Here is a 14,671-nt window from a genome sequence, read left to right as displayed (position 1 = left end):
GCGTCAGACCTCTTCGGCGCCGCGTTCCTTGCTTAACGGTTTTGCCTGCTTTTGCACATCCAGCAGTTGCAAGACACGGCGGTAGCGACAGCCATGTCCGGGCGCAATAGGGCTGGAGGTCAGGGCAGGAACTTCACCTGGCCAGCTTTGGATTATTAGTCCAACGACCCTTTGACTGCGGTCCACCGGCCTCCAGCTTGATGCAATTGTACGCAGTCGCATGCTGCGTAGGGGGTAGCGAACCGCGACCCCCTACAAACCGGCAATTCGCCGGTTTGAAGGGGTCAGAATGGACCTGACTCAATTGGGTGCATCACTCTCCCGTCGCAAATCGGCCCACCTCCGCCGCATCTCTACGCTTCTTCGGAAGCCAAACGCCATCCTCAGCTTCCCTAATCCGCTTTTCACGCTGGCGCACGCTCTGGGCGAGTTGCATCGGCTGTATGCGCCTGCCCGGGTTTTTCTCGTTGAACCGCTGGACCGCTTCCCTTGCCTCAGCCTTGCCCTCTTCGTCATTGGACATAGCGGCCATGGCGAACCGTTCCACCAGCGCGCTGCGGCGTGCCTGCAACGCACGGTCATGGCCCACGATCGCCGATTTGCCTTCGTAGGAATTGCGCACACTCGAAGGTGAAAAACCAGCGGCCTGACCCAGCATCGCGGCAGAGTCGACCTCGTCCTGTATCACGATGCCCGTTTTGTCCTTCACGCCCTCGGTTTCATAGCGGAACGCCTTGAGGGGACCGCGCAAGAAGCTTGGCGCCATAGCTTCCAGGCCAAGCTGGTACCGGCCGTGGCTCATCTCCTGTAGGCCTTTCAACGCATTGATCCCGATACCGGCCACCGGGCCCAGGGCAGCAGCCATCGCAGATTCACCCAAACGCTGACCTTCCAATCCTTCCTGGATATCGGGGAAGATCAGCTTATCCAAACCGACCCGCCCGGAAATATCCCAGGGAGTCATGCGAGACAGGCCGTGGGCAAGCACTTCGGCCGGCTTCTGCCCGAAGGTGTCGGCCAGCAGGTTCTGCAGTGCCACCTGCGCATCCCACGGTTCGTCGTCATCACCACCGAGCATCGAGGCTGCGGCCAGCAAAGTGGTCACCATAGGCAGACCCAGCACCCCGGCCGCCATCGCATGGCTGGTCAGCAGACCGGCCAACGTCTTGCGGGCCAGTGCGCGATCTTCCGGTGTAGCGCCCTTCAATGCCTGTTGGGCACTGCGGGCGAAGGTGTAGACCATGTTCTGGCCGTACTGCTTGAACAGTAGCAGCACCCGGGCCACATTGCCCTGCATGACCCTGGGCCGGTTATTGGAGCTGTAATCAAAGTGGCCGTCATAGGTAGCCTTGACGGCTTGTTCGTAGGCCACACCAGGTTCGGTACCGGCTTCCCTGGCAAGGCGATAGGCCGCCACGAAGCTAACCTGCCTATTGAACTTCTCCGCGTGGTGGAACAGGAAGCTCGCCGCCCGCATGGCTGGCCGCAACTTGTAGGAGACATTGCGGTCTTCGCCCTGAGCGATACCTGCCAGGTCGTGTGCCATCGTCACATCCACCACGCCTGCGCGAACCGCCTCGTCGAATGCTTTGCGTTCTTCTGGATTGAGTGCCGTGGTGATGTCGTTCTTGCCGCGCACGGTTTCCTGGCTGGCCTTGAGCAACGCTGCGCTGGACTTGGCAAACCCCCAACGTGCGCCCATGACCGGATAGGCCACCAGCGCCGTTTGCGTGAGGTTGACCATGGCCGAGGCCGGCGATAAGCCCAGATGGAACATGAAGCCGAAGCTAGTCAGTGCAGTGGAAAGCGCATTGGTCTTTGGGTTCATGGCTGCATCGTGGCGCTTGGCCATTTCATCCACCACCTGCTGAGCCTTCACCGAATCAAAGGCAACGTCACCGGCCGCAGCGTCCACCCGCTTCTGCATCTGGGCTAGTTCTTCCTGCAACTGATCGCCGTAGCGCAGCTTGGCCAAGTAGCTGGCACCGTGGAAAACGTTCTGTGCGAAAGCGCGGCGAGCGTCCTGGCTGAAGCCTGCTGTGCCCTTACGGTGAATGCCATGCTTGGCCCAGGACAGGTCTGGAAGTGACGACAGGTAGAGCTGGCCTAAAGCATCCTCGAGCTCTGCCCTTTGCTTGGCGTCCATACCCTGCTTATCCAGCACGCCGTAGAGTTGCTCCATGAAGCCGCGGCCCACGCTGTCGCGATCTGCCACGAAGTCCTTGGCCTTGAGTACCTTACCGACGTTGAAGCCCTTGGTCGACGGGAACGCCGAGAGAAGCTGCCTGCGCACCGTGTCCGCCTCTGCCATGGTCTCTGCCCGGCTGACGTTCTCCACCTTGCCGTCGGCACCTTTGACCACCACCACGTACTGACCGAAACGGGCCAGAGGGAAATACACCCCCTTCACGCGGCCGAAGAACTCGTCATCCAGGCGCTTGAGCATAGCGGCTCGCCTCTCGCTGCTCATGTCGGCGCGCTGGATGCGTTCCTTGATAGCCGAGCGAACCTCCTGCATGTGCTGGTTGTATGTGTCTCGGGCTCTGGCGTAGATGTCCTTTGCACCAGGTGACAGCGATTCGAAGCGCTTGCGTAGCGCACCGTACTGCAGGCGGTTGTCGCCTTCAACGAATGGCTTAGAAGGATCCATCTGAGCCAACGTGGTGTCGTGCATCAGATCGGCCAGTGCGCCCTCATCGGAAAGCTTGGACCAATCCCGCGCAAGTTGATCCGCGCCAGCCCCGGCTTCGTTCTTGTCGGCGTCCATTCGCGCCATCATGTCGTTGTAGGAACGCAGCTCAGGGAGCGATTCCCCGTAAACATCCATGAGCTGGCGACGGCCGAGGAACTGCAGGCCCAGCGGCCGCAGGTCAGCGGCTTTGAAGTCTGCCCGCCGTTTGATATCCGAGACTGTGACCGACCGAATAGCCTCACCAACACGCTCTGCTGGCCCGCGGCTGAAGCGGACTTCCCCGCTTTGAGCGGCTGGGTTGATGATTTTTTCCAGATCCGATACACTGATTCCTGACGGCTCGGATCCAGTAGGGTGCACCGGCCCGGTGGAAACATCGGGAGCGACCCCAGACATTTCCGAGCCGTTTTCTATTTCTACGGCTGCAATGTCATAAAACTTGTGTAGCTTGCCGTATGGATCGAGCAGCGATTCACGCAAAGTGACCTTAGCTGCCAACACCTTCCCATTGACCTCCAACGGCACAACTAGCGTGTGAAATGCCTTGGTGTCATGCGCGCGGCGTGAATCAGGCGCGCTCTCGCCCACCTTGACTGCGCGCTTCACTAGGTCAGGCAACGCCCGGACCATCTCGGCTCGCCATCCCATCCGCAAGTTTCCCGAAGTGGCAAAGGCCGTGCGCTTGCCCTCTGAGGAGAATTGGACGTCGACCTCCATGTCGTCGTTGTGAAAGCTCTTGCCTTGCAGGTTTTCGGTGTACCAGCCACCAGCCAAAGCGCGCAACTGAGCTTGGCTGCCATCCCAGCCTTGCAGGTTCAGGGTCACCGGCTCGACTATCTTGTCGTCCGAGCGACTGAATGCAGTGGCCGCACCGCTCGGCTGTGCGCCCTGCAGACCGCGTTCGACGTAGGTACGCGCCGGCAGAATGAAGTTCTTCACGATCTCGTCATCGGACATCCGCAGGTTGTGGAAACCCGGCACGTTCTGGCGCAGCCAAGTGCGGATTGCAGCGATGGCGCGCTTCACAAATCCGATAGTGGGTTGAGACTGCGCCATCTCAGCCAGAACCTCTTCCGCCGCGGTCCGACGATCAAGGCCGCTCACGCCCCGAAGGCCGTACTCCTTGATTTTTGCATCCACTTCGGCACGACGCATGGTGGCGATCTGGTCTAAAACCTTGTCCAGATCTTTTCCGAACACGCCGCGCAAACCATGGTGTCCCAGCACTTCATGAAACAGCACACGTGCCGCATCGTTGGGCGTGCGCAGCTTCGACGCCAACAGGTAGGCTTTGCCGTTGTAATAGAAACCCTCTGGCGTGCCACGAGCTCCACCGGAGCGTTGGCGAAGATCAGCCCGCCGAGCAGAGTCAGGCACAGCCGGATCGCTCATGTCGAACGCCACGATCACGTCCGGCGAGTTTCCCCATGCGGCACGAATGGCCTCAACCGTTTTCTGAACTGAGGCGATCGCTTGTGCGCGAGCCTGAGGCGAGTAGCTTGGCTTCGCCATGACGGGGGATTCGCCCTCGATACCGCCACCCTCGGACCGACTGAACAACCCCACGTTGCCAGCCTCATCCTGGCGCGTATCCACCGTCTCAAACAGCTTATCGAACGCCGTTGCCACGGACGCCTCTTCCTCTGGTCTCAAGTAGGGATAGCGATCGGCGTTCTTGCCTAGCTTCTCCCACTCCTGCCAATCGCGAACATTGGCCAGGAAGTCGTTGCTCCAGCCGCGCTGCGCCAGCTTGCCGATTACATAGTTCTCGAAGCTGCGCGCACCGCGCTCAATGATGCGGCCCCAGTAGCCTTCAGCGCCCTTATCTAGTGAGCTCGCGCGCTTGGCCATCGGCGAGTCGTTTAACGATTGCACCAGCTCGGCAAAGACCCCCTCGACTTCGGGGCGCACACCCAGCTTATGGCTGGGATCCCGCTGCCAGCCAGCGGCCTCGGCGTTCTGCTCCAAGGTCTTGGCTGGATCATATGTCGTCAGTTTTTTGAGGCGCTCTCGCAGTTGAGCGCTGCTAACGGGCCAAGCGCCGCGCGCATCTACCTTCTGCACCCAAGCCGGTTCGGGTCTGTAGGTGATGAAGTTGTTTTTTCGGTAGCCTGCCTGATCTCCGGTAAACGTAGCTTCGCCACCACGCAGACGACTGAAATAGTTATCCAGCGCATGGAACCATTCGTGCGCCAGGCTGCCGGATCCGCGTGTCTTAGTCAGGTTGATGACTAGGTTGCTCGGCTCGAAATGAGCGGCCGCCTTTCCAGATCCACGGGCGCCAAATGACAGGCCAAGCGTCCCGTTCAGGCTGATCGCCCGCGACGGGATGCCCAATAACTCAGACAGGTCGAGCAGCGAGTCATAGGCTTCATTCAACAGACCCTGGCGCTCCTTAGCACCCTTGCCCTGCCCCACCCATTCGCCGAACTGTACGCCACGGAATCCCAGGGCTTGTTCGAACATCTCGGGCGTCACGTCCTTGCCGTCGCGCCGGCTTTCGCCCGTGCGTTGACGGTTGTCCTCGCGGCGAGTGTCGGTCTTGGCCACGTTGTCGCGTGCCTTCACCTGCTCCCAAGTGGCTTCAGCTTCTCCGGCGTGGGCGTTTAACCAGGCCCTGGCTTGCGTCACAGCGTCATCACCCGCGAAGGTCCTCAAGGGTCGACGTTCTGAGTCGCCTTTCCGGTTCACGAACACGGTGCCGTCATTGCGCTGGCGGCGTATCTCAAAGTCCGCTGCCTTCAGGCCGCCCTTCTTGGGCGTAGCCGTTCCCAACAACTCTTTCACCCTTTCCACCTCGTCAGGCCCGATCCGCTTAACCCCACCGAAAATGTGCGACTCGCCGTCTATGGTCACAACCGAAAATGGGTTAGCTACTGTCTTGCCGTCTTCCACACGATAGGCATCGGGGTGCTCGCTGGCCTTACCCACGCGGCTCCAACTTTCGCGCGGCAGTTGAGCCAGCAGACGAACCTTTGTGAAGAAGGGTGTCAGAGAGCCAGAGCGTGTAAGGTCGGAACGGCGCTCCATCTCTGCCAAGTTTCCACCCATGTCCTGCACCAACGAGCGGAAGACTTTGACCTTCTCCACCCAGGCGGGCAGCTTGTAGGCTGTACGTGGCTTCACGGGAACTTCCTGACGCGCAGCAAATGCCAGCGCGGCGGCGCTATCGTCCTCAATGCCCTCGTGCGCATCACTCGGCCAGATCTTGGACAACGGCAGGCTGGAGATTTGATCGTCCGCAACCTCTTCTTTCAGAGAGGGTGGCAGGAACTTGCGCGCTCCTTCCAATCGTTCACCAAAGTCGTCCAGCGCAGCGGAAGAGTCTCGCCGTTCTACCGGCGCATCGTCCGGTAAGGGTGGCGCCTTAGCGGCGACAACCTCCGGTTTGGCCAGACTCAGTTTCTCCACTCGCTCAGGCGCTGGTTTGCGCCCCACCACCGCATACCCGTTCTTCAGAGAATCATCTTCCTCGACTGTGTAGCTGACCTCGGGGTTTTTGCGGGCAAGCTCATTGCGCACCTGCTTGGCGCGGAACTCACTCATGCCTTCCTTGTTGACACCGATATCGCGGGAGATCTCTTTCGCCAAGGTTGGGGAAGCCGCACTGCTGCTGGCTTTCGTGCTGGTTTCCGTTTTCGGCTGTGATACAGGCTTGGGTTGCTCTACTGCTGGAGCAGGCGTTGCAATGGCTCCGGAGCTCGTGGCGGTGCTCGGAAACTCACTGACTTGGGCCAACACTTCCTGAATCGGCACCTTGAGTTGAATCACCTTGACCGGCGCACCATTGGAGCGCTTAGCCAACCACTGGTGATGGCCATCTACGACGTAGCCATCTGACGAAACCAGAATGGAGCGATCACCACCCGTGAAGTCACGGGCCCGCTGCACCTTCTCGGGGGAGAACTCCGCTTGCGTGGGCTTGAGGTCGTTGGCCGGCATCTCTGCTGCGCGGCTATCGATACCCCGGGCCTTCAGGAAATTGACCAAGGCGCCGCGGTGTTCGGCTTTGATCTGGGGCATCTCTGCTCGGGGGATGCCCAGCGTGCCAGTCTCAGGGGCGAAGGCGCTCCACTCCTGATTGATCTGGCCTGCTGACAGATCGGCGCCGTTCTCCGGCCTGCCTTCGACTTTGGCATCGGCGGCGTCGATCTCTGCCACCACTTGAGCCAAGCGCTTGCCTTTGTGATCGATGCCCATGGCCTTGGCCACCGGCACAGCGCGGAGCATATTCGTGCGCCAGTTCTCGGGACGTTCGATTCCCATTGCCTGCGCGGGCTGAACCTGCGGTAGCCCGGCAAAGCCCGGGTCCACGCTTTCGGTGTTGGCTATTTGTTCGGAATCGATCGTCCAAGGGTCGACTTGAGGCACTTGAATCTGCTGCTGGGCCGGGACGGAATCGACTGCCATCGCAGCGCCGCGAGAAAGCGGGCCGTCAGCAGGATCGATGCCCATGCGCTGGCTCGGTGATCGCGTGTCCACACCCAACTCGCCGGTATCGAAGCCAATTGGCGGCACGTCCATGCCGGTGCGTTGAGCCTGTGCCCCTGGCTCGGTGGTCCAGGATGGCGTTGTGTCTACTGGCGCGAAATCGATTGAATGGCGTGCTGACTGCGCTGCTTCCGCCGCCACGCGAGCGGGATCAACCAGCGAAAGGCCGCTGGTGTCCACCTCGCGTGTGAAGTCGATGCCGCCTTCTCGAGGCGCCGCTGCCCCTGGCGATGTACCGAAGTCCACGTCAGCCGAGCCGGGAGCGTTGGCGGGAGATGCCACATCAGTCGCGAAATCACTGAGCGGGTCTGCCGCGCCTAAATCCGTAGTCCACGTCGGAGCAATGGATTCGCCTTTCGCGCGCGCGTCCGCTGCCGCAGCCAAAGCGGCATCGGCGCTCAGCCTAGTCCTTTCATCGACCCGGCTCTGATTCAAAGCAGCTTCACGCGCATGGCGCCGAGCACCGCGTCCTTCCACGGTACTGGCCGCGCCTCCGAGCATTCCGCCGGCCACGCCTTCGGCCGTAGCTTGTCCCGCCACGCCTTCCCAGGTAGGCACATCGAAGCCTGCCCGTTGTTGAGCGACGTTCGCTGAGAATCTTTCCTGGCCACCCTGTACGGCTTCCGGCAGCCCCTCACTCACAGTGCCCATGGCCATGCGGCGCAACAACCCGCTAGTCGAGCCCTTGCCGGCCAGCGTGCGACTCACCATCCCTTCGACACCCGTTGTTCCAGATACGGCGCCAATGCCCGCACCGATAGCGATGTTGTCGGCGTTCGGGCCGGTGTACGCCTGAGCTTGATCGGCCAACTGCCTCGCCGCTTCAGGTGCTTCACCGCGATCGAGATGCTGCTTCTCGACAGCGTCGTAAACACTTCCCTTCACAGAGCCAGCGCCCTGTGCCGCACCCAATCCAATGCCAAGCAACCTGCGTGCGGCTGCAGAGCGACCCCCCGGAGTAAACATGGATGCCACGATGGGCGTAGCCGAGCCCGCCGCTTCCGCCACCGTGCTAATCGGTGCCTCAGCTATGCCGCCGAGATGCGCGCCGATCTCTTGCAATGACGAACCAGACTTTTCCGCGTCCTTAATGATCTGATCCCGCGCGGCGCGCTCTGCTTGGCGCCCCGGGCTCAACCAACCTTGAACAGTGTCCTGAGCGTTGCCCAACGTCTGCGAGGCTTGGCTGCCTGCACCAGTCGAATCGACAATCGCCTTGGTGGCACCCAGTGCACCGCCCGCGAAGGAGACGCCCAGATCGGCCAGCTTGCGACCGGCACTCGTGGGCTTGATCACCTCGAATTGCGACCAATCGACAGGCGCCGGGCTGTCCACGGGAGTGAAGTCGTTCCAGTTCACGTCAGCCATCACTTATCTCCCCAGCGGCATCGGCCGGCCATTGCGCACTACGTACAAGCTTCCATCCTTGCCACGAATCGTCGAGCCTTCTGGAGGCGCCGCAGGGGCCGAACTGGCTTGCCCAGGCGAATTGCGAGTCTCACCGGTATAGCGATTGAAGATTACGCCTGGCTGCGTCACTAGTAGACCGGTCTTGGGATCCGGGACCTGACCACCGGGGGCGTATGTCCAGGCATCGTTATCGGTCTTGCCCATGAGCGCCAGCAAGCGCTCACGAGAGCTGCGCTGCTCGGCAGGCGTCTTGGCGTTGTCCACACCCTTCTGGGCGCCCAACAGCTGCTGTGCACTCTGATTCTGGAATCCCAGCTTCGTACGTTCCAAGGTGGACGTGGCTTCAGTATCGGCTTGCCTGCGCGCTTCAATGCCAACCCTTCGCTGATCAACCGAAGCAAGCACCGCGTTACGCTGATTGGCGCCCTGCTCTTGCAAGCGAGTACGCACTGCATCGCCAGCGTTGCGCGTATGTTGCACCGCGACGTTGTTGGCAAGCGAATTGGTTTGCTCTCTGTTGCGGTTAAAGTTGGCCAACTGCGTGTCAGCTCTTGCAACACCCGGTTGTCCGCCTCGTTTACGCCACGTGTCGCCGGCCCGCTCTTTCGCTGCCTGAAGGCTGCCAACGGAGACCAAGGCATTGCGTTCGGCCAAGTAGTTCTCGTCGCGCAGCCCACCACCGCCACCGAGGACAGCCCCGCCGCCACCTGGCAGCAAGCCGGTCTTAGCGTCCCCTCCTTGCTGGATCTGCTGGCGCAAGCCGGCGATGTCACTGTTGATCGCCGATGTCCGGTTAATCTGGTCGATACGATCTGCGCTGTTGACACCTTGATTGCCGAGATCCGAGAGCCTGCCGCGTGGCGCCTTACCGTTGACATTGATGTCGCCAGAGACGTCCGTGCCGCTGTACGTCACCCTGCCATCTGGGCCTACCGTCTTGGTGACATTGGATTGCGGACGCGGAGTCGGGGTGGCTTTGGGTTCGGTCGTCCCACCAAGAGTCAGAGGACGCAACGAAGGATCCTTGGCGGGCATCGTTGCATCGCCAGAAGCCGAGGGAGGCAAGGCCGTCTGCGGCTTAGTTGCTACTGAAGCGGGCCCAGGCGCCACTGGCTCAGTTTTGTCGCGGAACAGCTTACTCGCGAGGCCAAGCGTCATGCCGTTTCCCAGATCCGAGGCGGCGCCCAGCGCGCGCACCGCTACGTCTCCCAGCAACGAAGGATCCTTGGTTTCGAGGCCGAAACGCTTGCGGTAATCCTCCGTGGGCGTGGAGTACGTGTCGACCGCTGTCGAGGCCAACGCACCCAAGGCGCCCAGTTTGGCAAGTGCCCCTGTCGGAGCGCCTGGCAGCTTGGCACTGGCCACATCCTTGACTGCAGTCTTAGCCATATCCCCAGCCATCTGAGCTGCTCCGCTGTAGCCGAGCCCATTGGCAACAGGCCCCAGATACTTGCTGGCACCGTAGGCGGCTGACCCTGCGCCTAAAGTTGCAGCCTTGGCGGTATCCGCGGCATCCCATGAACTCGATGTTGGAGGTTGCGTTGGGGTGGCAAGACTTGCCGGGGTTTGTCCAGGAGATGTTGGAGTGGGAGCGATCGGTGGCGGTGGCGTGTTCACTTCCATGACCGCCGGATTGGCAGCCACAGCCGCTGCATCGCCAAAGCTATTGTTGGGAAGGCCGTTCTCATCAACTTGTCCACCATCAGCGAATCGGGCCGGATGTGCAGGCTTTCCGCTGGGCTTGTGGGTCATGCGCACGAGATCGTGCAAACTCTCAGCCCCCACCTTGCGCACTGTGTCAGCAGGCAGGACGAACTCACCATCAGACAAGCGTGCCGGGATAGAGTCTGATGTGGCATTACCAGGGCCGCGAACCATACCGCCTTCGCGGTACCTGCGAGGTGAACCTATGGCCAGAAGTCGACGAGCTGCGAGGGATTTGGTTTGTGCCATGGTGTGCCTCAGTGATTCGTTGCTAACCAGTCGCTCGAAAGCAGCAGCGACTGGGATGTTTCAATATTTCTGGTTCGTTCACCAGCTGCAGTCCACAATGGGCGGCCTACGATCCCGCTGTTTGCGCTGCACATTTGCATCGGGCCGTTCACCGAAGGCTTGAACGAAAAGCGCCAGCCACTGAGCACCCTTGTTCAGGTCGAATGCATCGGCGTCTTGCTTGAGATAGGCTCGGTGATAGACCCAGTACAGCAGGCGTTCGTGGAAACGAGCAGGTATTTCAGGCTCTTCAGTCACGCCGCCTGCGCGTAAAGCCTGCAGGGCTCCCCGATAGACCGTCAGGCCAATGGGCTCCACCGCGACGGGCGTGGGAACGAATCGAAGCCGAGGCGGCTGCGCACCGCTGGCCTGCTCAAGAATGAAAGTGCGCGGCAATCCAGATCTGGCCTCCCAGCCTGGGCTATCCTCATCCAACGCCTCAACACTGGTTTCATCGATCCGCCGACCGCGAACGGTCAGGCGTTTGATTTCGAATACGCTGGGATCCAGGTCGTAGGTGTCCTGGCCAGGAACCAGGGTGACGGACATGGAGCGATCCTCAATGAGTCTGGCTCGCTCGCACGCCTCCTGAACCGCCTCATTGAGATAGGAGACGATGTCACCCTCCGACCAGAATGTCTGGCCGGCGCCGTCCTTCGTGTTCTCACGAAAGGCTGCAATGAGCTCTCCTACCTGCATGGTGGATCACTCCTGCTTGGTCAGCTCGGCGAATACAGCATCTGCCTCTTCACGAGATACGCTGAATCCAGCCTTCGATTTCAGACGCATCAGGTTAGGCTTACCGTCGCCGGTGAAGTCGTCCTTGTCACCGCCAGCAATCATGGCTTGCATGGTTTCCCGGACGACGAGCGCGCGGTTGAGCACTTGAGTTTTATCCTCGTCGGTTGCCCCTTCTGCCAGCAGTGCACCGCGGGCTATTGCCTCGCGTTGAAATACTTGAGGCAGATCAATGCCCTCTGGGGGGATGACTGCGGTATGACCCGAGGTCAGAGCCACATGCAACGGGGTGTCAGTCGGAGAGCGAAAACGTTTGGTCATGATGGTTTCCTTGAGAAAGCGCCCGGCAGCACAGAGCCGCCGGGCAAATAGGCCGTAAGGCCTGACCACGAAAAGTGATTAGCCTTGTGTGAAGGCTGATCGGCCCTCAACGAGGTAGAGAACGGTGATACGCGCCTGGCCTGCCGTAGCGGCCGCACCGGTTTGCGCAACCAGGGCTTTAAGCGCCTCAGCTACTGTGTGCTTGCGTCCCGTCAAGGTCAGTGCAGTGCGACCAGCGGTTTTCAAGTCGATGGCTGTGCCGGTATAGCGGTCATCGTCTGCAGCGTCGCCGAGCTTGAACGTGGCCGTAGTGGCGCTGTTCCATGGCGTGAGCACTGTGACGTCGCCGCCAACCAGCACGGCGTTACCCGGCAGATCGATTGCGTCCTCAGCAGTACCGTAAGTGGTTACGTCGGCATAACCGATGGTCAGGTGCGCCGCGATTAATTCCTGGCGCGAGGGGTTCTTTTTGATGGGCATGATGAGCTCCGTTCAACAACAAAGGAAAGAAGGAGCAGGACCCGAAGGCCCCGCTTCGAGACTGCTTACTGCAGGTAGTGGTCGATAGTCAGCAGACCGAAGTCCTCGATCGATCTGTCGTAGATCGAATAGAACTGAGGCTTGAGCAGGCCGAAGATCTTGTCGATGTTCAGGCCCACTTGGCTGTCATACTGAAACAGCTTCTCTACCCAATCGCCGGGACCGAGGTCAGCCATGCCCAAGGCTTGAGCGCCGCAAAGCAGCGTGCGCGTGCCGTTGACAGCCCCAACTGCACCCCACTTCGAGCCGGAGGCTGCGCCCTTGGTCGTATAGACCAGGTTGTGCTCATGGAGCACAGCGCCGTCCACAGTCACGGTCGCGCCAGTGAACCATGGCGAATCAGCACCGGCTTTGGTTGCGATAGCCACCACAGCGCGCTGGTAGTCCGGATCCTTCTTCAAGGCTGCCAGCGAACCAGGCGCAAGGAACATCACGTAGTACGGCTTCCCACCGCTCATCAATGGCTTGATGTGGTGCTCCTTCGCATAAGCGATGGCGTCCACGATCATGCTGTACTTGGGCACATAGGCATTGGTAATGCTGCCGGTGTTGGAGACCGCCAGCGAGGTGCCATCCCACATCAACGAACGCTTGGCAGACGGCGCCCGTACGTCTACTGCGAACTGCAGACTGGGGAATGGGGATCCCACAGCTCGGGGTGAGCCATCGTTGTTGAAAGCGTAGCCGATGCCGGAGAGCGTCAGGAACGCGAGTTGATCGCAGCGGTTGGCCAGCCAGTAGGCTAGTTTGTCGCGGCCCTGCTCGCGGAAGTTGATGACCGTTTTCTGGTCGGCCAGTTTGCCCTTGTTCTTCACGCCATGACTGATCTGGTCAATCGTGACGATCTGGCCATGCGACTGCATCGCCTCCTCGTTGCCTTCGCGCTCGTTGTCGCCTGCAACGCCATCGCCCACCAAATCGGCTACGAGTTGGAAGATGCACTGCTCACCCTTCTCCGTTTTGGAGAGCTCGGTGATGCGGTGGATGACGTTGTTGTCGCCCTTGCCGGTAAAGTTCTTGATGAACATCTGGTCGCGCGCCGCGGTCCACGTCTCACGTGCCCAGTTCACTTTCTGAATGGGCGTTAAAGATGCAAAGTTGGTTTCCATGTCTTACTCCAAAAATTGGTTTGCTTGTCGGGACATGACGCAGCCCAATGCGGAAGACATGGCTTAAGCGGCCAAGAGCGCCAGACTGTTTAACGCCGGTCTAAGGCGACATCTCGTTGAATCCTTCGGCCGACAAGGTGGATGAGTCCTTTGCCGGCCCGTGCTGCCATCAGTCGCCGCGCGCTTTCTTGCGCTCTGCCTCTGGAAGGGCCATGTACTCCTCGTCGCTGAGCTTCGAGGTATCCACTCTCACAGGCGTGGCCCTATTGCCCATGCCCGCCTGAGGAAGTGCTGGCTGCAGCAGGGAGTGCGCCGCGCCGCGTTCATTGGCACGCGCAGCCCGTATATCACCAGATACTGGGGTGTCCTGGCGAACCCTAGACAGGGGATACCCTGGTGCGAAGCGAGGGGCAATGGACATCACGGCTTCGGAAATTGCTTGGGCTCGGGACGCGCCCCGGCCCATCTTCAGAGTCACCGAAGCTTCTATCAACTCCATAGCCTCTGCGCCTTCGGGCTCGTCCAACCAGGGGAACTCACCGAGCAACTGCTCAACGGTAGCCTGCGCCTTGGCCTGCTCTCGTTCGCCAGCGTTAGCAGCCCTGAAGCGCTCAAAGGTCTCTTGCTCGACGGCAGCATTGATCTGCATGCGCAGAGCGGCCGCAGCCTTGGCATCGCCATCCAGCATGAGTTGTGCGTACTGCTCCTCCGCCTCCTGAAGGCCAATTCTCGAAGTCTGAGCGACAGACGAAGGAGTTGTTCCGGAATTTCCTGCGGCAAGCTGAGCTTGCAGTTCCTCAACCTGGGCTTCCAGGGCCTTGCGTCGATCGTTGACCTCGTTGAAGCGCGCCCGAGGTATCCCTCCACCGCTTCTCTCTCCGGTTGCGTCATCCGGTTCGACGCCGCCACCGTCAGGCGCCTGCCCTACCTGCTGGGCAGATTGATCGCCAGAGGCCACCAGCGCCGCAAGCGTATCAGCGTTGGGTTCATCTGTAGCGGTGTCTCCACGCAGGCGGCGGCGCTCTTCCTCAGAACGAGCCATGTACAAATCATCGTCGTCCAGAACCACCGCATCGCTGTCGCCGGTGTTGGTGCCGCCGGTATCGGCGCCGTCATCGCCCGCGGGCGCCATGTATCGAGCCAGTAAGTTCTTGAGCAGGGGGTTCATAGTGTTGCTTCCTTTAGTGGTCTAAGGTGTAGTTACTTCTTGTCTGTCGGCTGCAGCTTCTGCAACTCGCTGATCTTTTCTTTCGCCTTGGCCAACGCCGCCTTCAGGCGCTTGGGGTCCTTGCGGATTTCCTCTGCTGCAGCCAGGGCGCGCATGTCGCTCTCGGCCTGCCAGTCCTTGTCCATTCCGATGCCATTGGTCTTGGTCATG

General features: G+C 60.5%; 8 protein-coding genes. All 8 read right to left on the bottom strand.

Annotated features, from left to right (window positions below; genetic code table 11):
• Positions 1-313: 313 nt before the first annotated feature.
• The 8 genes from G518_RS38925 to G518_RS40260 all read right to left on the bottom strand — a co-directional run bounded on the left by G518_RS38925 (position 314) and on the right by G518_RS40260 (position 14,670).
• The gene (locus tag G518_RS38925; protein WP_051237547.1) at positions 314-8,551 is read right to left on the bottom strand and encodes a PLxRFG domain-containing protein; all 8,238 of its coding nucleotides are present in this window, start codon (positions 8,549-8,551) and stop codon (positions 314-316) included.
• A gap of 3 nt (positions 8,552-8,554) precedes the next feature.
• Complete coding sequence (locus G518_RS0129535) at positions 8,555-10,546, bottom strand: hypothetical protein (RefSeq protein ID WP_028605545.1); 1,992 nt, start codon at positions 10,544-10,546, stop codon at positions 8,555-8,557.
• Between the two features lie 78 nt (positions 10,547-10,624).
• On the bottom strand, positions 10,625-11,284 hold the full coding sequence (locus G518_RS0129530; RefSeq protein WP_028605544.1) for a phage adaptor protein: 660 nt from the start codon (positions 11,282-11,284) through the stop codon (positions 10,625-10,627).
• 6 nt (positions 11,285-11,290) lie between these two features.
• Positions 11,291-11,644: a hypothetical protein gene (locus tag G518_RS0129525; protein ID WP_028605543.1), complete on the bottom strand. Its 354-nt coding sequence runs from the start codon at positions 11,642-11,644 to the stop codon at positions 11,291-11,293.
• Positions 11,645-11,722: 78 nt separating this feature from the next.
• Positions 11,723-12,124, bottom strand: a complete 402-nt coding sequence (locus G518_RS0129520; RefSeq protein WP_028605542.1) for a hypothetical protein — start codon at positions 12,122-12,124, stop codon at positions 11,723-11,725.
• 65 nt (positions 12,125-12,189) lie between these two features.
• Positions 12,190-13,293, bottom strand: coding sequence for a N4-gp56 family major capsid protein (locus G518_RS0129515; protein WP_028605541.1), 1,104 nt, complete (start codon positions 13,291-13,293; stop codon positions 12,190-12,192).
• A 169-nt stretch (positions 13,294-13,462) separates the two neighbouring features.
• A complete protein-coding gene (locus G518_RS0129510) occupies positions 13,463-14,461 on the bottom strand; it encodes a hypothetical protein (protein WP_028605540.1) in 999 nt (332 codons plus the stop codon).
• A 32-nt stretch (positions 14,462-14,493) separates the two neighbouring features.
• Positions 14,494-14,670: a hypothetical protein gene (locus G518_RS40260; RefSeq protein ID WP_156909598.1), complete on the bottom strand. Its 177-nt coding sequence runs from the start codon at positions 14,668-14,670 to the stop codon at positions 14,494-14,496.
• Position 14,671: the final 1 nt, after the last annotated feature.

Origin of the sequence: Ottowia thiooxydans DSM 14619, assembly GCF_000422885.1 — a bacterium.
Lineage (GTDB): Bacteria > Pseudomonadota > Gammaproteobacteria > Burkholderiales > Burkholderiaceae_C > Ottowia > Ottowia thiooxydans.
This window is presented reverse-complemented; position numbering and strand designations above follow the sequence as displayed.